Source organism: Halosolutus gelatinilyticus (assembly GCF_023028105.1).
GTDB lineage: Archaea > Halobacteriota > Halobacteria > Halobacteriales > Natrialbaceae > Halosolutus > Halosolutus gelatinilyticus.
Window position 1 is genome coordinate 80,302 of the sequence record NZ_CP095493.1, and the last position, 17,225, is coordinate 97,526.

Annotated in this window: 18 protein-coding genes and 1 pseudogene; 14 read left to right on the forward strand and 5 right to left on the reverse strand. The window is 63.9% G+C overall.

Going from position 1 to position 17,225, the window contains the following annotated elements:
- The 10 genes from MUH00_RS21805 (at nt 1) to MUH00_RS21850 (ending at nt 10,233) form a co-directional block, all read left to right on the forward strand.
- Entirely contained in the window at nt 1–816 is an 816-nt protein-coding gene (locus MUH00_RS21805; protein WP_247004991.1) for a protein sorting system archaetidylserine decarboxylase, read from the forward strand.
- Between the two features lie 371 nt (nt 817–1,187).
- Nucleotides 1,188–2,204 (forward strand): hypothetical protein, encoded by a 1,017-nt coding sequence (locus MUH00_RS21810; RefSeq protein ID WP_247004993.1) that lies wholly within the window; start codon nt 1,188–1,190, stop codon nt 2,202–2,204.
- Complete coding sequence (locus tag MUH00_RS21815; protein ID WP_247004995.1) at nt 2,201–2,572, forward strand: response regulator; 372 nt, start codon at nt 2,201–2,203, stop codon at nt 2,570–2,572. The genes MUH00_RS21810 and MUH00_RS21815 overlap by 4 nt, the downstream gene beginning before the upstream one ends.
- On the forward strand, nt 2,572–2,832 hold the full coding sequence (locus tag MUH00_RS21820) for a hypothetical protein (RefSeq protein ID WP_247004997.1): 261 nt from the start codon (nt 2,572–2,574) through the stop codon (nt 2,830–2,832). The genes MUH00_RS21815 and MUH00_RS21820 overlap by 1 nt, the downstream gene beginning before the upstream one ends.
- A 93-nt stretch (nt 2,833–2,925) precedes the next feature.
- Entirely contained in the window at nt 2,926–3,663 is a 738-nt protein-coding gene (locus MUH00_RS21825; protein ID WP_247004999.1) for a HEAT repeat domain-containing protein, read from the forward strand.
- Nucleotides 3,644–5,056, forward strand: a complete 1,413-nt coding sequence (locus tag MUH00_RS21830) for a glycosyltransferase family 2 protein (protein ID WP_247005001.1) — start codon at nt 3,644–3,646, stop codon at nt 5,054–5,056. The genes MUH00_RS21825 and MUH00_RS21830 overlap by 20 nt, the downstream gene beginning before the upstream one ends.
- A 219-nt stretch (nt 5,057–5,275) precedes the next feature.
- Nucleotides 5,276–6,457, forward strand: a complete 1,182-nt coding sequence (locus MUH00_RS21835) for a sugar phosphate nucleotidyltransferase (protein WP_247005003.1) — start codon at nt 5,276–5,278, stop codon at nt 6,455–6,457.
- Nucleotides 6,457–8,250 (forward strand): glutamine--fructose-6-phosphate transaminase (isomerizing), encoded by a 1,794-nt coding sequence (glmS, locus tag MUH00_RS21840; RefSeq protein ID WP_247005005.1) that lies wholly within the window; start codon nt 6,457–6,459, stop codon nt 8,248–8,250. The genes MUH00_RS21835 and glmS overlap by 1 nt, the downstream gene beginning before the upstream one ends.
- 182 nt (nt 8,251–8,432) lie before the next feature.
- A complete protein-coding gene (locus MUH00_RS21845; protein ID WP_247005007.1) occupies nt 8,433–9,164 on the forward strand; it encodes a 3-keto-5-aminohexanoate cleavage protein in 732 nt (243 codons plus the stop codon).
- A 295-nt stretch (nt 9,165–9,459) separates the two neighbouring features.
- Nucleotides 9,460–10,233, forward strand: a complete 774-nt coding sequence (locus MUH00_RS21850) for a YihY/virulence factor BrkB family protein (protein ID WP_247005009.1) — start codon at nt 9,460–9,462, stop codon at nt 10,231–10,233.
- A gap of 70 nt (nt 10,234–10,303) precedes the next feature.
- On the opposite strand, the pseudogene MUH00_RS21855 reads toward MUH00_RS21850, so the two are convergent.
- The 3 genes and pseudogenes from MUH00_RS21855 to MUH00_RS21865 all read right to left on the reverse strand — a co-directional run.
- Nucleotides 10,304–10,921, reverse strand: a pseudogene (locus tag MUH00_RS21855) (IS6 family transposase); the annotation flags it as partial.
- A 123-nt stretch (nt 10,922–11,044) separates the two neighbouring features.
- Entirely contained in the window at nt 11,045–11,194 is a 150-nt protein-coding gene (locus MUH00_RS21860) for a hypothetical protein (RefSeq protein WP_247005011.1), read from the reverse strand.
- A 329-nt stretch (nt 11,195–11,523) separates the two neighbouring features.
- Nucleotides 11,524–13,725 carry an AAA family ATPase gene (locus tag MUH00_RS21865; RefSeq protein WP_247005012.1) on the reverse strand — a complete coding sequence of 734 codons (2,202 nt, stop codon included), beginning with the start codon at nt 13,723–13,725 and terminating at the stop codon, nt 11,524–11,526.
- Nucleotides 13,726–14,153: 428 nt separating this feature from the next.
- On the opposite strand from MUH00_RS21865, the gene MUH00_RS22935 reads away from it, so the two are divergent.
- On the forward strand, nt 14,154–14,288 hold the full coding sequence (locus MUH00_RS22935; RefSeq protein ID WP_256464818.1) for a DUF7128 family protein: 135 nt from the start codon (nt 14,154–14,156) through the stop codon (nt 14,286–14,288).
- Nucleotides 14,289–14,331: 43 nt separating this feature from the next.
- On the opposite strand, the gene MUH00_RS21870 is transcribed toward MUH00_RS22935, so the two are convergent.
- Nucleotides 14,332–14,577, reverse strand: coding sequence for a DUF7508 domain-containing protein (locus tag MUH00_RS21870; protein ID WP_247005013.1), 246 nt, complete (start codon nt 14,575–14,577; stop codon nt 14,332–14,334).
- On the reverse strand, nt 14,577–15,065 hold the full coding sequence (locus tag MUH00_RS21875) for a DUF5796 family protein (RefSeq protein WP_247005014.1): 489 nt from the start codon (nt 15,063–15,065) through the stop codon (nt 14,577–14,579). The genes MUH00_RS21870 and MUH00_RS21875 overlap by 1 nt, the downstream gene beginning before the upstream one ends.
- A 108-nt stretch (nt 15,066–15,173) precedes the next feature.
- Here MUH00_RS21875 and MUH00_RS21880 point away from each other — a divergent pair, with 108 nt between their 5' ends.
- From MUH00_RS21880 to MUH00_RS21890, 3 genes are all read left to right on the forward strand, one after another.
- Nucleotides 15,174–16,046 carry a shikimate kinase gene (locus MUH00_RS21880; RefSeq protein WP_247005015.1) on the forward strand — a complete coding sequence of 291 codons (873 nt, stop codon included), beginning with the start codon at nt 15,174–15,176 and terminating at the stop codon, nt 16,044–16,046.
- A complete protein-coding gene (locus tag MUH00_RS21885; protein ID WP_247005016.1) occupies nt 16,043–16,360 on the forward strand; it encodes a chorismate mutase in 318 nt (105 codons plus the stop codon). The genes MUH00_RS21880 and MUH00_RS21885 overlap by 4 nt, the downstream gene beginning before the upstream one ends.
- 158 nt (nt 16,361–16,518) lie before the next feature.
- Nucleotides 16,519–17,151, forward strand: coding sequence for a LysE family translocator (locus MUH00_RS21890; protein WP_247005017.1), 633 nt, complete (start codon nt 16,519–16,521; stop codon nt 17,149–17,151).
- Nucleotides 17,152–17,225 lie beyond the last annotated feature (74 nt).

The window sequence follows — 17,225 nt, forward strand, 5'->3', positions numbered from 1 at the left end:
ATGAACTTCGCGCCGGGGGCCTGGAAGTACGCCGTCGTCCCCCTGCTCGTCGCGCCCTTCGCGCTGATCATCAGCGCCACCGCCGGGCTCGTCACGGCCGCGATCGGCGTCGCCGCGCTCGCCTTCTTCCGCGACCCCGATCGGACGCCGCCGCCGACGGGCGTCGTCGCGCCCTGCGACGGAAACGTTTCCGTCATCCGCGAGGAAGGCGATCGGGTCCGCCTGGGGATCTTCATGAACGTCTGGCACGTCCACGTCGTCCGCGCGCCGGTCGACGCGACCGTGACCGACGTCGAGCACGTGTCCGGGGCGAACAAGCCCGCGTTTTCGAAGGAGTCCGATCGGAACGAGCGGGTCCACGTTCGCGTCGTGACCGAGGACGGCGAGCTTCCGTCCGGTGACGGCTCGAGCGACGAGGGCGCCCTCGCCGACGAAGGCGGCCTCGTCGGGGACGGGCCGGCCGGCGACGATCGCCCCCTCGACGGGGAGTCGACCCCGGCCGACGCCGCGGTCCCGCCCAACGACGCCACGATCACGCTGATCGCCGGCGCCTTCGCCCGGCGCATCCACCCCTACGTCGAGGCTGACGAGCGGCTCGATCGCGGTCAGCGCCTCGGTCACATCGCCTTCGGAAGCCGCGTCGACGTGCTCTTCCCGCCGCCGATCGAAATCGACGACCTCGCCGTCGAGCTCGGCGACTCGACGACGGCCGGCGAGACGGTCGTGCTGGAGGCGGCGGACTCGGCGCTCGAGGTCGATCTCGGCGTCGAGGAACCGGGACGCGACGCGGAGTCCGATAGCAGCGACGCGGCGTAGGGGCGCCCCGTCCCCGAATCCGTCGACCGGGGCCGCACGCTCGCCGGTCTCGTCGCGGCCGTCGCACCACCTCGACGCGCGGATCTCGAATCGCACAGCGCTGTCAACCCGCTCCGTAAAGGCACCGGGCCTGCTCGTTACGTCACCCCGCCGAAGATATTGTGTCAGAAGCGATAGTATCGTGGCGGTACTCGCGAAGTCGACGGTCAGTGAGGGTGGCCACTGAAACGTACGATCACGGCTGCAGTGCGCGGTTATCGGGGATTCACGAGGGCATGCTCTGCCACTGTCTGTCACTAGTACTTACTAGTAATAATTCCTTCACATGGATCGATTTATTAGCGCGAGCGTCTACGTTGTAATAGTTCGCGATGAAGTCTCCGGACGAGAGCGGCCGGCACGCGTTCGAATTTCGTCGCCAGCTGGGCGTGATACACGCGAGAGCGGTCCAACTCGAGGACGAATCGCTCGGACCGCTTACGCCGGACCAACGAGACGCAGTCGAGGAGATCGTCGAGGCGACTCTGAAGTTGACCGCGGAGACGGCGCAGTCGCTGGAAACTGGCGACGAGGGACGATCGACTCCCGGCGACGAGGTGGCCGTCGACGAATCGACCGCGTCGCTCGAGCCGTCGACGCCGCCGGACTCGATCGTGCTCGCGATCGGCGACGACGAGGAGTTCGTGGCGGCGCTCGAGGCGCAGTTCGAACGCGCCGGTTACGTGGTGCGCGGAGCGAGCGACGACGACGACCTCCGCGCGGCGCTCGACCGGTCGCGCCCCCAGCACCTCATCCTGGACTGTCGGTTTCCGTCGGGTCGGTCGCTCGAGGGGCTCGAACGGACGCTCGACGACCTCGACGACGACACGTCGGTGACGCTCGTGTCGACGGTCGCCGGCGACCACCCGGGCCCGTTGCAGGGGATCGCGGGCGTCCTCGCGGCGACCGTCGCCCCGGACGCCCTCGAGCGCCTCTTCGAGAACCGATTCGGACTGCCGATCAACCCCTCGGCTTCCGATCCGACCGCGATTGCGGTTGTCGGCGACGTCGACGATCGGCTGCTCGAGACCCTCGACGAACTCGACCGCCGAGTTACGCGAGACACGGTTTCGACCGAGGAGCTCGATGCGGTCGAGCCGAGCGACGTCGACTGCGTCTTCCTGTCCGAAGCGGCGATCGACGCCGTCGAGGAATCGACGCTGGCCACTCTTCGGTCGCCGATCGAGGAGGAAGCCGTACCGCTCGTTGCGATCGGGCCGACGCCGACCGACGGCGAGTGGGTTCCGATCACCGGTCGACAGACGTTCGCACAGACGCCCATAACGGCTGCCGAACTCGCGGCAACGGTGCTCGCCGCGATCGAGCCATCGCCATCAGAACGCCAATGACACGTCGAGTCCTGATCGCCGAAGACGACGCGCCGATCCTGGAAATACTCCGGTACAAGCTCGATACCGAGGGCTTCGACGTCGTGGCCGCCGAAGACGGCGACGAGTGCTGGGAGCACCTCCAGTCGACCGACGAGCCTCCCGAGGCGCTCTTGCTCGACATCATGATGCCGGGACTGGACGGGTTCACGGTTCTCAAGCGGCTTCGCAACGACGAGCGGTACGCCGACATCGTGGTGATCATGGTTACGGGCCGCGGCCTCGAGGAGGACGTCCTCCGCGGATTCGAACTCGGGGCCGACGATTACGTGATGAAACCGTTCAACCCGTCGGAGATCGTCGTCCGCCTCGAACGCCTGCTTCGATAATGGTCGGGCTACCTGAGATCGGACTGTTCGAGGTGTTCGTCGCGATCGTCGCCGTCTGTCTGTTCGCCGGCGCGATCACGGTGTCGCTCTCGGCCGTGCTCTTCTGGTTCGATCGCCGGCGAGAGGCGGTTCGACTCGACATCCTCCCTGCGCTGTTCGAACAGCTCGAGGAACCCGGCCCGGACGCGGCGGCGTGGTACGACGGCCTCTCGCCGATCGAACGCTACGTCGTTCGGCGGACGGTCGCCCAGTATCTGTGACGGCTTCGAGGCGGCGACTTTCAGCAGCTGGTCCAGCTGTCGACCGAACTCGGACTGGACGATCGCGCGACCTCGATGCTCCGAAGCAGGTCCATGTTCAACACGCTCCGCGGGCTCATCTGGCTCACCCTGCTCGAGCGGCCGGTGTCGATGGAGCTGTTGCGAACCCACTGCGCGGGGAACCAGGAGACGCGGACCGCGGCTGCGCGGCTCCTCTGTGCGGTCGGCGACGAGAACGCCGGCATGGACGGCACCGCGATGCTGCTCCGCGACGGCAACCGCCCGCTGACGGTGTTCGGACTCGACACGCTGTACCAACTCAATCGGCGGGACGCGACGCCGTTGCTGTCGCTCGCAGCTATCAACGCCGACGTGTGGGAGAACGAACTGCTGCTCCAGTGTTTGACCGTCCTCGCGCACTGTCAGTCGGCGGAACGGCTCGAGTACTTCGAGTGGCTTCCGCCGCTGCTCGACGCCTCGCCGCAGATCCGGGCCGGCGCGCTGATCGCGTTCGGTCGGCAGGGGTGGCGCGAAACGTTCCGCGATCACGTCGACGTCGAACGGGTGCTCACCGATCCCCACCCGCAGGTTCGGACCGCCGGCTACGAACTGCTGAGCCGGTGGGGAGACGAGCGAGCGATCGAGTGGCTGCGCTACGCCGTCGTCAACGATCCGGCCGATCGGTCTCGCCTCGCCGCGGCCCGCACGCTGGTCGCGAGGGGGCACGACTTGCCGCCGCCGAACCCGTCGGACGCCGCTGCAGCCCGAACGATCAAGTGGGCGGACGCGGAGGTACGATCGAGACGGAGGGTTGCGACTGGATGGTCGTAGGAATCGGTCTGGAGCCGATATTCTGGCTGTCGAGCTGGTTTTTCTGGCTTATTTCGCGATCGTCAACGGGAGTTACCTGTTCATTCACCTCGTCTCGATCGCCTCGCTCCAGTGGAACGTCCGGGATCGGCTGCTCAACCCGACGTACAATCCGTACCGATCGCCGTTCTTTCCGGGGATCGCGATCGTCGTCCCCGCGTACAACGAAGAGGCGGTGATCAGCGACTCGGTCCGCTCGCTTTTGAACCTCGAGTACAGCGTCTTCGAGGTCGTCGTCGTCAACGACGGCTCGAACGACGGGACGCTCCGGCGGCTCCTCGAGGACTTCGAACTCGATCCCGTCGGCGAGGACGTGCCGTTCGACCTGCCGTGTGAGCCGGTTCACGAGGTCTACCAGTCGAACGAGGTCGACCTCGTGGTCATCGACAAGGAAAACGGCGGGAAGGCCGACGCGCTCAACGCGGGCGTTTTCTTCACCGATCAGCCGCTGTTCTGCGCGATCGACGCCGACAGCATCGTCGAGCGAGGGTCCCTCCTCGAGGTGATCGAACCGTTCTTGCAGGATCCCGAACGGACGATCGCGACCGGCGGTGCGGTTCGCGTTGCGAACGGCTGTTCGATCACCCGGGGCACCGTCACCGAGGTCGCACTGTCGGGCAACCGGCTCGCGCCCCTTCAGACGGTGGAGTACCTTCGGGCGTTCCTCTCGGGACGGGTCGGCCTCAGCGCGTTACAGAGCCTGCTGATTATCTCTGGCGCGTTTGGGGTGTTTCGAACGAGCGCGGTGCGGGAGGTGGGCGGATACTCGACGAACACGATCACCGAGGACATGGAGCTGATCATCCGACTGCACCGCCACTACGTGGATACCGACTACCGGATCGCGTTCGTTCCGTACCCCGTCGTGTGGACCGAGATTCCCGACGATAGACGGGTTCTGGCGAGCCAGCGGATGCGCTGGTACCAGGGGCTGCTCGAGACGCTCTGGATGCACCGGCGGATGATCGGCAACCCCAAGTACGGCGTCATCGGCCTCTTCGCGCTCCCGTTTTTCTTACTCGTCGAGGCGATCGGCCCGCTGATCGAAGGGGTCGGCTACGTCATCGTCCCCATCGCGTTCGTCTTCGGCATGTTGAACGTCCCGTTCTTCCTGCTTTTTTTGGGCGTCGCGGTCGGAATCGGGACGTTGCTCTCCTGGCTGAGCGTCCTCAACGAGGTCATCAGCTTTCGCCGCTACCGGAACCCGAAGGATATCGTCACGCTCCTCGCATACGGATTGGCCGAACACGCGCCGTACCGCCAGTGGAAGGCCTGGATCGCGTGGCTCGCGCTCGCCCGATACGTCCGCGGCGACTCGGCGTGGGGCGAGATGGTGCGGGTCGGATTCGAGTGATAGCGATCGACGCCCTCGATCGCTCGTCGTTCGATCGCATCCGGTCGCGCGATCGGAACGTGCTGAAGTCGATACGGATCGGAGACGATCGGTCGCTGGACCCCGTTTACTGTCACTCCGATCGTTCAGTCGATTCTACTGAACATAAACGGCCGGAATAAAATTCGATACCTCTATCTGAGAAACAAATAAGTGATCGCTCGCCTTTTTAGTAGCACGATGGAAATCCCTGCCGTAGTACTCGCAGCGGGCGAAGGGAGGCGATTGCGACCGCTGACACACCACCGCCCGAAGCCGATGCTGCCGGTCGTCTCGAAGCCGATTCTCGAACACGTATTCGACTCGCTGATCGCGGCGGGAGTGACGGATATCGTCGTCGTCGTCGGCTACGGTCGGAACCGCATCCAGTCGTACGTCGGATCGAGTTACCGCGACGCGACGATACGGTACGTCGTTCAGGATCGGCAACTCGGGACCGGACACGCGCTGTTGACGGCTCGATCGGTCGTCGACGGCCGCTGTCTGGTCATCAACGGGGACCAGATCGTCACCAGCGACCTCGTCGACGAGGTCCTCTCGGACCACGACGCGACCGATTCCGTCGCGACGATCGGCGTCCTCAACCGCGCCGAGGTCGGGGAGTACGGCGGTGTGTTGCTCGACGACGACCGGGTTACCGAAATCATCGAACGGCCGTCGGACGATCAAAACTACCGGCTCAACGCCGGCGTGTACGCCCTGGAACCGACGGTGTTCGACGCCGTCGAAGCCGCGACACCGGACGCCGGCGAGCACTCGTTGACGGACGCGTTCCGGCGGGTAATCGAGTGGGGCGAGCCGGTTCGCGGCGTCGTGTCGCCGGGACCCTGGATCGACGTCAAGTATCCGTGGGACCTGTTGCAAGCCACCGAAACGCTGATCGCCAGCGACGCGTACGACTACGCGATCGAGCGCATCGATTCGTCGGCAACGATCCACGAAACCGCGGTCGTCTCCTCGTCCGCGGTCGTCGCGGCGGGGTGTGAGATCGGCCCCGGTGCGGTCGTCGGCCAGGACGTCAGCCTCAACGAGAACGTCACGGTGGACGCGAACGCGGTCGTCGAACGTAGCGTCGTCGACATGGACGCACGGATCGGTCAGAACGCGACCGTGATCGATAGCGTCGTCGGACAGGGCGTCGGCGTCGGTCCCGGAACGGTCCTTCCCGGGGGCCCGAGCGAGGTCCGCATCGGCAACCGGATCCACGAGAACGTCCAATTCGGCACCCTGCTCGCCGATCGGGTTCGAGACGAGGGCGGCACGACCTACGCGCCGGGAACGGTGGTCGGTGCCAACGCGCTCGTTCGCTCGGGCGGGACCGTCGACGGGACGATCGCCTCCGGGACGGAGGTGCAACCCTGATGTGCGGGATCATCGGCTACGTCGGGTCGAGCGGAGAAACGCTCGGCACGCTCCTGCAGGGGCTTTCGAACCTGGAGTATCGGGGTTACGATTCCGCCGGCGTCGCTCTCGCGGCTTCCCCGCTCACCGTCTACAAAAAGCAGGGCGAAGTGGATGCGCTCGAGGACGCGATCCCGAACCCCGCTCCCGAGGGACACGCCGGGATCGGTCACACGCGGTGGAGTACGCACGGCCCGCCGTCGGACGCCAACGCCCATCCGCACACCGACTGCCACGATCGCGTGGCGGTGGTTCACAACGGCATCATCGACAACTATCAGGAGCTCCGCGACGAACTGACCGCGTCCGGCCACGAGTTTCGCAGCGAGACGGACACGGAAGTCGTCCCGCATTTGATCGAGTCGTTTCTCGACAACGGTGCGAACCCGGAGGAGGCCTTTCGGTCGGCGATCGACCGGATCTCGGGTAGTTACGCGATCGCGGCCGTGTTCGACGAAACCGAAACGGTGTACGCGGTCCGAAACCAGTCGCCGCTCGTCTTGGGCCTCGGCGACGACGGAACCTACCTCGCGAGCGACGTCCCCGCGTTCATCGAGTACACAGACCGGGTCGTCTACCTCGACGACGGGGAGTTTGCGCGGCTCGAGCGGGACGAGGTCGTCGTGACCGATTCGGACGGCGCGGCCGTGGAGAAATCCGTCGAAACGATCGACTGGGACCCCGAAGACGCCGGCAAGAGCGGGTACCGTCACTACATGCTCAAGGAGATCCACGAGCAGCCACACGCGGTTCGCCAGTGCCTGCGCGGACGGGTGAGCGAACGCGACGAGTCCGTCCTGTTCGAGGAACTACCGAATCTCGATGCCGACGGCCCCGTCCACTTCGTGGCGTGCGGGACGTCCTACCACGCGGCGTTGTACGGCGAGTGCCTCCTTCAGGAGCAGGGCACCGCGGCGCAGTCGTTCGTCGCGAGCGAGTACGACATCGATCGGATTCCGGTCGACGAGGAGACGCTTGTTATCGGAGTAACCCAGAGCGGCGAGACTGCCGACACATTACGGGCGCTCCGAGGGGCGAACCGAAGCGGCGCGACGACGCTCGCGGTGACGAACGTCGTCGCGAGTTCCGCGGCGCGCGAGTGCGACGATGTCGTCTACATCCGGGCGGGACCGGAGATCAGCGTGGCGGCGACGAAGAGTTTCGTCGGTCAGCAGATCACGCTCGCGCTGGTCGCGAACGCGCTCGCCGGCGGCTCCTCGCCTGCGTTCCGCAGGGCGCTTCGGAACCTTCCCGATCAGATCCAGCGGATCCTCGACGAGTCTGCCGCCCGATCGGTCGCGACGACGTTTATCGGGTCCGACGCGTACTTCTTCATCGGTCGGAACTACCACGTCCCGGTCGCGCTCGAGGGTGCGCTGAAGATGAAAGAGATCACCTACGAGCACGCCGAGGGGTTCGCCGCGGGCGAACTCAAGCACGGTCCGCTCGCGCTCGTCACCCGGAAGACGCCGGTCATCGCGCTGGTGACCGGCGACGAACCGACCGCGACGAAGATCCTGGGGAACGTCAGCGAGGTAGCCGCCCGCGACGCGCCCGTCATCGCCGTCACGGACTCGCCGGGCGGCGTCGGTCAGGTCGCCGATCGCGTCCTCGTCGTCCCGACCACCCACCCGTGGCTCGTCCCGGTGCTGGTGAACGTCCAGTTGCAACTGCTCGCGTACTGGACCGCGGACGAACTCGAGCGTCCGATCGACAAACCGCGAAACCTGGCCAAGAGCGTCACCGTCGAGTAATTCCGACTCTGTTGAAACCCTCACACGGTGAGAGGTTTCAGTAGTCTTGCTGAATACAAAGCGCGGTTGTGATACGAATTGAGAGGAGCGGTGATCGGTCGGTGTAGGCGAAGAAACTAACGGTAAAGACCGAAACGTGCTGCACAACCTCTACTCCTACCGGGACCGATGGAACAGACGGAATGCCAAATGGCGATACTTCGTTGCAAGCGGCGCTAAACGGTAGTCGTGAACATCCCACTGTCCCCCGCACGCCGGAAGAACTTGCCGTGGAGGCGCGAGCGGCTGTCGATGCTGGAGCTACCTCTCTCCATCTTCATCCGTATGATGAGAACGGCCGCCAAACGCTTGCAGCGGAGCCGTGCGCCAACGCGTTACGCGCAGTCCGCGATGCGTGTCCCGGCGTTCCGATTTCCCTCAGCACGTCAGCGGGCATCGAGTCCAGTCCTGAGCGGCGACACGAACTCATTATGGCTTGGACGGAACTTCCGGACCTCGTGACGGCCAACCAAGGTGAGACGGGGATTCACGACCTCTGCGAGCTACTCGTTGAGCGTGGTATCGAAATCGAAGCGGGTCTTCTATCGCTGGACGACGCGCACACCTTCGTCGAATCGGGAATCGCATCACGTTATAAGCGTGTGATGGTTGAACCACTGAACCCCGATCCCGATGATGCTGTCGCTCACGCCGAATCCATCGAGCAGACGCTCACTGAGAGCGGCATCCAACTTGAACAGGTCCATCACGGCGACGGCATCGCTTCGTGGGCGGTTAATCGACGCGCCGTCGCGCGCGGCCACGGCATCCGTACCGGGCTGGAGGACACAACGGTCCTTCCTGACGGACGTTCGGCCAGAAATAACGGGGAACTGGTCGCTGCCGCCGCGACTTTGTTCGATTCGGGTACTTGATCACAGGATTCTGAGTCGCGATCAATGAGAAATTAGGTTGTCTTCTGTAGCGATAGATAAGCAGATTCTCTTCCGGGTAGTTCAGATATTCGAGGCGAAATAAGGGGATTGGCGTGCTGCGTACATCCTGTAGTTTGTTCAGATTATCCACTATTACACCACTCAGTGTCGGCATCAATCACTGAACGGATAGACGCTAGCCAAGTTACACTATCTAATTTATTATAGGTTCTTCAGGATACATTCTTGCTATCGTCGAAAGCCCTTCTTGGCTTAGCTCCCCCGAACATACAGTATGGAACAGTTCTCAATAATAAAGTCCGTGATCGATCGTGCGCGAGAAGAGAAAGTCAGTCTTCTCGCCGCAAGCATCGCCTATTACGCCTTCTTTTCGATTATCCCGTTGTTGCTGCTTATCCTCGCGATCGGGTCACTTATTGGGGGACAGACGCTCGCGGACCATATCGTCGGGTTTGTCGAAGATCACCTCTCATCACAGGGCCAAACCGTGGTTGAACAAGCACTAACGACTCCCGCCGGTCGAGGTGGCGCATCGGTTACCGGGATCGTTGGATTTGTCTGGGGGGGTCTTAAGGTATTTCGGGTACTCAGCATCGCATTCGATCAGGTGTACCAGGTAGAAGAGGAATCGTCGTTGGCTCGCCAGATCGTAGACGGCACGTTAGTGTTGACGTTGATTGGGCTCTCAGCGGTCATCATGTTCGGGCTCGGGGCGGTGATCCACCACGAGGAACTGATCGATATCCCAGGTATCGATATCCTTGGGTGGATAGGGTTGGGCATGGGACTTATCGTTTTATTTTTCCCGATATTTTACGTGATGCCGCCAGTAGAGGTACGTCTACGGGAAGTGGTCCCTGGGACGGTATTCACTGTCTTCGGCTGGTTCCTCTTCCAGGCTGTATTCCAGCTGTATGCTGGAAATGCCAGCGACTACCAAGCCTATGGGCTACTCGGGGCCGTGCTCTTATTTCTCACTTGGTTGTACTTTGCAGGTATTCTCCTTCTGCTCGGAGCGGCGATCAACGCCGTTTTCGCGGATCGATAATCTGTACAGGCGGCTCTGTTAAAATACTTAATATCTTACATATCATAGAGGTACTCTCTGCCGGCACTGTCTAGATCACCTCTGCAGGAGGTTGACGATCGAGTGCTTGATTCGGTCGGTGCCGGTTGTAATAGCGTCCGGACTGCTAGAGCCAGCATCTGACAGCCGGCCGACTGCCCACCCAACTCATATGAAAACGGTCAGTTCGATGTTTGAGGGTGTGAAACCACTTCTCGATGCGGTTTCGGAGCTCGTAGTCGAGCCAACCGCCCGATCCCAATTGAGAGAGGACAGTCCGATAGCCGTAGCCATCGACGGAAAACACAGCGTCTGAGCGGTCGTGGTTCTCGGTGAGTCGATACAGGAACGCAGCCACCGGATCCGTCCTACGCCGACTGAACAACTCAATATCGAGTATGAGCCTCGTGTCCACGTCGATCGCGGCATAGACCCAACACCAACTGCCGTTGATCTGGACAACGGTCTCGTCGACGGCGACCCGCGACGCCATCGGCGGGTCTGGGGCGCTGTCAGCCAACCGTTCTTTCCACTGCTAGAACGCACTATGAGAGCGTTGAACACCCAGTAGCTCTAAAAGACAGCGACCGTCTCCCTAATCGACAGCCCCGCCGTATGGGGAGGGGACTCCATGCCGCCGAACGGGTGTCGGCGTACGCTCATTCTCAAACTACTCGCATCTCAAACTCGCTCAACTAGACAGTGCGGCATAAACCGTCTCGATCATCGTGCAGTCTTACCGACTGGGAGGTTCGCGAGATCAACGTGAACCTCCCTCTTTCGGTGGGGAACCTCACAAACCGAGGTCTTTGCCTCCGGGATCGCCGACATCTCCCTCAAGCTGGGATAACAGCTTTTGACGCTTCTCTTCCGGGAGGTTCTCGATTAGGTTTTGTAGGTCGTCGACCTGTACATCCTCTGGGTTAGGTAGGTTACTACTCATAGTACTCACCGCCACGTTTACGATCACATTTTACTCACGGCCAGTTACAGCCGCTGTGTAGTTCTCAATAATTCGAATTGACACGCAACGAGGTTAGCGCGACGTTCAGCGTAGCCGCACCGCATATAGGGGGTCCCTCGCTGACTACCCCAGGTCCCCGTCTGCGGATCACGTTCGAGTTCACTCGGCCTCCCGGCCCTAAGAGCTCGAGATATCTGACACCGCTCCTCTCTTCACTCGCCTGGGCCCGCTGACTTACTAAAGCCATCTGCCCCCTCTTTTTCTCACTTGCTCCCGCTCTCATCAGGAGCCGTAATTCCGACTCGGCCTCAGCCGTCCAACTCTGCCCGGGCGTCCTCGAGGTGACGGCGCTCGATCACCACCTCGTCGGCCCGCTCGTTCGCCGTCTCCGGATCGTGTTCGGTGGCGACCTCGCGGATCGCGGCCATCGACGCGCTTCTGATCAGCGCCTCGAGATCGGCGCCCGTGTACCCGTCCACCGCCGCGGCCAGCTCGGCGAGGTCGACGTCCTCGTCCAGCGGTTTGCCGCGCGCGTGGACCGCGAGGATCTTCTCGCGGGCGTCCCGATCGGGTTCGCCGACGAGCACGTGGGTGTCGAGGCGCCCGGGGCGCAACAACGCGGGATCGATCTGGTCCTTGCGATTCGTGGCGGCCAACACGACGAGGTTCGGATTCTCCCGCATCCCGTCCAGTTCCGTCAGCAGCTGCGAGACGATGCGCTCGGTGACCTCGTGACCCTCGCCGCGGGCGGCCGTGATCGCGTCGATCTCGTCGAAGAAGACGATCGACGGGGCGGCCTGTCTGGCCCGTTCGAACACCTTCCTGATCGCCTTCTCGCTCTCGCCGACGTACCGATCGACGATTTCGGGGCCGTCGACGCGGACGAAGTTGACGTCGGTCTCCCCCGCCAGGGCGCGGGCGAGGAGCGTCTTCCCGGTGCCCGGCGGCCCGTACAGCAGAACGCCCGAGGGCGGCTCGGTGTTCGTCACCTCGAAGAGCCGATCGTAGGTCAGCGGCCACTCGACCGACTCCCGGAGCGTTCGCTTCGCGTCCTCGAGCCCGCCGACGTCCGAGAAGTCCGTCGTCGGCGACTCCGCCACGTACTCGCGCATCGCGGAGGGTTCGATCGACGCCAGCGCCTCGTCGAAGTGCGCTTTCGTCACCTCCGGCTCGCGGTTCCACGCCTCGCGGTCGTCCGCGTCGGTCGGCCGACCGCGGATGGCGGCCATCGCGGCCTCGCTCGCGACCGCGTCGAGGTCCGCGCCGACGAAGCCGTGGGTCCGCCGGGCGATCGCGTCGACGTTGACGTCGTCCGCGAGCGGCATCCCTCGGGTGTGGACTTCGAGGATCTCCTTGCGGCCCGCTTCGTCGGGCACGCCGACCTGGATCTCGCGGTCGAACCGCCCGCCCCGTCGGAGGGCAGGATCGATCGCGTCGACGCGGTTGGTCGCCCCGATGACGATCACCTCCTCCCGCGGATCGAGGCCGTCCATCAGCGTCAGCAGCTGGCCGACGATCCGGTTTTCCGCGTCGCCGTCGCCGTCGCGCGCGCCGGCGATCGAGTCGATCTCGTCGAAGAAGACGATCGCGGGCGCGTTCTCCTGGGCCCGATCGAACGTCTCGCGCAGCTTCTCCTCGGATTCGCCCTTGTACTTGGACATGATCTCCGGCCCGGAGATCGTCTCGAAGTAGGCGTCCACCTCGTTGGCGACCGCGCGGGCGATGAGCGTTTTCCCGGTGCCCGGCGGGCCGTACAGCAGGACGCCCGACGGCGGCTCGACGCCGAGGCGCTGGAACAGCTCCGGCTCCGACAGCGGGAGCTCGATCATCTCGCGGACGAGTTCGAGCTCCTCGTCGAGGCCGCCGATGTCCTCGTAGGTCGGCCCGGCGGTCGGCGGCTGTTCGGTCGCCGCGCCCCCGCCGCTCGCCTTGGTCGCGCTCGCCGCGTCGCCCTCGCGCGCCCCTGTCGCTCCCGGTTTGTCCGAGTCGTTTGGACCGGAGCCGACGATCCGCACCGTCGTCCCGCTGGTGATTCGGACGTCTCCGACCGGATCGGTGTCCGTGACGCGGAACGGCTCCTGTCCGATCCCCTCGATCCGGATCTGTTCGCCGGCCCGGACCGGGCGATTCCGGAGCTTCTTCGTCGCCGTTCGTTCGGCGACTTGCCGCTGGTTCGCCGAGAGCGAGGGCGGCGGCGATAGTGTGACCCGATCGGCCTCGCTGATGGCGGACGTTTCCGCCGGCCTGACGGTGACGGTGTCGCCGACGTGGACCCCGGCGTTCGCTCGCGTGTCGGCGTCGATCTGGACGACGTTTTCCGGGACCGACGGGTCGGCCGGCCACATCTTCGCGACGGTTCGCGCCTCACCCTCGATGACGACGGTATCCCCGCTCAGGACGCCGAGTTGTCGCCGCGCGAGTTCTGGAATCCGTGCGACGCCACGTCCGGCGTCTCGCTTCTCGGCCGCCCGGACCGAGAGCGTGACCCCGTCTGACTCCGACTGACTCATACGCGAGGAGTTGTCGCTCCCCCGTCTTGAGAATTGTCCTGCGAGAAACGGTCCCGTCCGGCCGGGATCGGCCGGCCGTACCATCACGACGCGCTGTCGCCTGTCAATCGGTGCGAGCCCTCTCCGTCGGACGACTCTCGGAATCGTACGCCGTCGATCGTGCCCGGTGAACGGGAACCCCGCGGGGGGACGGCGAGTGGCAGTGCCGGCCGCTCCCTCGCGGAGTCACACTGCAGCGTGCAGTCGGCCTTTCACGATCATCGGCAATGAATGTTTGTGCGAACTACAGTTCCTGGGTCTGGCCGCGCGACCGACGTCGAACTTCCGCGTCGCGGCCGCGGCCGCGACGCGCGATTCGCGACGGTTTGAACCGGGAGTCCATGCCGCGCCGGAGAAACGTCTTTGATCGTCCGCGGAGAGGTTCGAATATGGTGGTCCAGACCGAACGGGACGACGCCACCTGGTACGAGTGCGAAACCTGCGGCCTGCTGTTCGACGACCGATCGGACGCGGCCGACCACGAGCAACACTGCGACGGGAGCGATCCGTCGTACATCCAGTGAGCGACAGGCGACGAGCGACGATCGTCGGCGAGCGCCGGCTCGCTCACTCTAGTCTCTCGCGGTGTTCGGCGGCGAGTTCCCGGGCCCGATCGAGCGTGTGCGTTTCCGTCCAGCGAACCCGCTCGCCATCCCCGTATGCGAGGGCCGTTTTAAGGTCGTCGCGCAACACCCCGTGCTCGATCGCCCGCACCGTCCCGTCGTCGTCACCGAGTTCGTAGACGCCGGGCCGATCGGGTGCGCGGGCGACCGTCTCCCGATCGAGCTCGCGCCACGGTTTCCGGAGCGGCATCAGTTCGCTCCCTCCTCGACCCGGCTCTCGTCCTCGACCCGGCTCTCGTCCTCGCCGCTGTCATCCGCGTCGACGAGTTCGTACGCGTGTTCGCTCACCTCGTCTTCGGCGAAGACGAACACCCGTCCGTCTGCGACGGCGGGATCGGCCTCGACGCGGATCGAGTAGGCTTCGGTCGCGACGGTCACCCCCGGAAAGAGCTCCTCCTCGTCGTCGCGATCGAGCATAACGCGGCCGACGCCGGTCGATTCGAGGATGTCGTCGTGGGTGTTGCGGTCGTTGACGTAGGTCATGACGCCCTCGACGCCGTCGGGGTCGGTGACCAGGACGTGGACTTCCTTGCCGGGTGGCGTCGTGATTGTCCGCTCGACGGGCCTTGGCGGCCCGTGATAGAACACCTCGCGTCCGTCGAGGTAGCGGACGACGACCCCGCCCTCGACGAAGTCGACGCCGATCGTGCTGGGTGCGACGTTGCTGCGCGCGCTCATACGCCGTCGTTCGATCGGATCGGGGAAAAGCGACACGTTCCCGGCGGCGACTCCGGCCAGAACGGCGGCGACCGTCAGCCGTAAATACGCACCCTGAGACGTTTCGGTATGGACGGCCGCGCCGTCGCCCCCGCAGCCGGAACGGTCCTCAACGCGCTCGCGACCGGCACCGGTTCGGCGTTCGCGATCGACCTCGAGACGACAGCCGCCGTCGACCTCACCGACGACGGCGAGGTCGTCGGCGAGATCGCCGCCCGGCCCGAAGCCGATGCGACGCTAATCGAACGCTGTGCCGCGCTCGCGATCGAGGCGTACGCTGACGCCGCAGACCTCGACTCCGCTGCGATGGGTGCGCGAATCCGAACCGACAGCGACGTCCCGATGGCTTCGGGACTGAAGAGCTCCAGCGCCGCGGCCAACGCGACCGTACTCGCCACGCTCGACGCGCTCGGCGTCGCCGACGCGGTCGATCGACTCGACGCCTGCAAACTCGGCGTTCGCGCGGCTCGCGAGGCGGGCGTCACCGTGACGGGCGCGTTCGACGACGCCAGCGCGAGCATGCTTGGCGGCGTGACGGTCACCGACAACACGAACGACGAACTGCTCGCCCGCGAGGCGATCGACTGGCACGCGCTCGTCTACACGCCCCCCGAGCAGTCGTTCAGCGCCGACGCCGACGTGTCCGCGTGCCAGCGGATCGCCCCGATGGCAGACCTCGTCGCGGAACTCGCCCTCGACGGCCGCTACGGCGAGGCGATGACGGTCAACGGCTTCGCCTTCTGTGGCGCCCTCGACTTTTCGACGGGGCCGCTGATCGACGCCCTGCCCGACGTGACCGGCGTCTCGCTCTCCGGGACGGGACCGAGCTACGTGGCCGTCGGCGATCGCGACCGGCTCGAGGCGGTCGCGGACCGGTGGCGCGAGCGGGAGGGAACGACACGATTACTGCGAACGCGAACGGACGGCACACGAACGACATGACCCAGGACCCGAACACGGATCGGCAGACGGATCGACTCCCCGAAGAGATGACCCTCGACGAACTGCGCGAGGAGATCGAGACGATCGATCGCGAGATCGTCGAACTGATCGCGCAACGGACGTACGTCGCGGACACGATCGCGCAGGTCAAAGACGAACGCGACCTGCCGACGACCGACGAAGAGCAAGAACAGCAGGTGATGGACCGGGCGGGAACGAACGCCGAACAGTTCGGCGTCGACGCGAACCTCGTGAAGGCGATTTTCAGACTGCTGATCGAACTGAACAAAGTACATCAGCGTGAAAACAGATAGCATATAACAAACCGTTCGATCGATTCCTGAATATAGCCGGAACGGTACCGTGACGACGGTCAGAGTCCGCTTAACGAACGCAGTAATTTTTCGAATATTTGTTCAAAGAGGCGAGACAGTGATTCAATTTTAAGGTATCTACTCTCGACCGCTAGTGCATGTTAGAACCAAGCGTCGTCCTTGCGTTCATCCCGGTCGCAATCGCTCTCATCGTCTCACCCGGCCCAGATAGTATCTACACGTTGACGCGGAGTATCAGCGATGGACGCACTGCCGGTGTCACGGCCGCGCTCGGGTCTTCGACGGGGAGTATCGTGCACACGACCGCCGCCGTACTCGGGTTCTCGGCAATCCTGCAAGCGTCCGCGTTGGCGTTTACTGTCGTTAAATTGGTCGGCGTGGCGTATCTCGTTTATCTCGGCGTTCAGACGCTCAGAAATGCAGAAAAATTCGAAATTTCTCCGGATAGTACTAGCTACACGCCGCGCGAATCGTTTCGAAGCGCCCTGCTGATTAACGTTTTGAATCCGAAAGTGGCGGTATTTTTCCTCGCTTTCCTCCCGCAGTTCGTCCGACCGGAGAGTTCTTTCACCCTCCAAATTTTCACGCTCGGCGTATTGTTTGCGAGTCTCGGATTCATTTATCAAGCAATGCTCGCGGTATTCTCTGCGCGAGCAAGACGAGTGATTACTGAACGCGAACTCGTGAGAGATGCCCTTCGTGTGGCCAGCGGAAGTGTCCTCATCGGATTCGGGGTTGAACTGGCACTCGAACGAAGAACTCCTGCTTAGATTTACGGAGAACACCTGCGATACCGGCTACAATTTCGGACGCTGCGAAGAAAGCGACAAAGCAGGCGAGTGCT

What these genes read in the sequence shown, in the direction of transcription:
- MUH00_RS21805 (WP_247004991.1), top strand. Translation starts at nt 1, where the DNA reads ATGAACTTCGCGCCGGGGGCCTGGAAGTACGCCGTCGTCCCCCTGCTC.
- MUH00_RS21810 (WP_247004993.1), top strand. Translation starts at nt 1,188, where the DNA reads ATGAAGTCTCCGGACGAGAGCGGCCGGCACGCGTTCGAATTTCGTCGC.
- MUH00_RS21815 (WP_247004995.1), top strand. Translation starts at nt 2,201, where the DNA reads ATGACACGTCGAGTCCTGATCGCCGAAGACGACGCGCCGATCCTGGAA.
- MUH00_RS21820 (WP_247004997.1), top strand. Translation starts at nt 2,572, where the DNA reads ATGGTCGGGCTACCTGAGATCGGACTGTTCGAGGTGTTCGTCGCGATC.
- MUH00_RS21825 (WP_247004999.1), top strand. Translation starts at nt 2,926, where the DNA reads ATGTTCAACACGCTCCGCGGGCTCATCTGGCTCACCCTGCTCGAGCGG.
- MUH00_RS21835 (WP_247005003.1), top strand. Translation starts at nt 5,276, where the DNA reads ATGGAAATCCCTGCCGTAGTACTCGCAGCGGGCGAAGGGAGGCGATTG.
- glmS (WP_247005005.1), top strand. Translation starts at nt 6,457, where the DNA reads ATGTGCGGGATCATCGGCTACGTCGGGTCGAGCGGAGAAACGCTCGGC.
- MUH00_RS21845 (WP_247005007.1), top strand. Translation starts at nt 8,433, where the DNA reads ATGCCAAATGGCGATACTTCGTTGCAAGCGGCGCTAAACGGTAGTCGT.
- MUH00_RS21850 (WP_247005009.1), top strand. Translation starts at nt 9,460, where the DNA reads ATGGAACAGTTCTCAATAATAAAGTCCGTGATCGATCGTGCGCGAGAA.
- MUH00_RS21860 (WP_247005011.1), bottom strand. Translation starts at nt 11,194, where the DNA reads ATGAGTAGTAACCTACCTAACCCAGAGGATGTACAGGTCGACGACCTA.
- MUH00_RS21865 (WP_247005012.1), bottom strand. Translation starts at nt 13,725, where the DNA reads ATGAGTCAGTCGGAGTCAGACGGGGTCACGCTCTCGGTCCGGGCGGCC.
- MUH00_RS22935 (WP_256464818.1), top strand. Translation starts at nt 14,154, where the DNA reads ATGGTGGTCCAGACCGAACGGGACGACGCCACCTGGTACGAGTGCGAA.
- MUH00_RS21870 (WP_247005013.1), bottom strand. Translation starts at nt 14,577, where the DNA reads ATGCCGCTCCGGAAACCGTGGCGCGAGCTCGATCGGGAGACGGTCGCC.
- MUH00_RS21875 (WP_247005014.1), bottom strand. Translation starts at nt 15,065, where the DNA reads ATGAGCGCGCGCAGCAACGTCGCACCCAGCACGATCGGCGTCGACTTC.
- MUH00_RS21880 (WP_247005015.1), top strand. Translation starts at nt 15,174, where the DNA reads ATGGACGGCCGCGCCGTCGCCCCCGCAGCCGGAACGGTCCTCAACGCG.
- MUH00_RS21885 (WP_247005016.1), top strand. Translation starts at nt 16,043, where the DNA reads ATGACCCAGGACCCGAACACGGATCGGCAGACGGATCGACTCCCCGAA.
- MUH00_RS21890 (WP_247005017.1), top strand. Translation starts at nt 16,519, where the DNA reads ATGTTAGAACCAAGCGTCGTCCTTGCGTTCATCCCGGTCGCAATCGCT.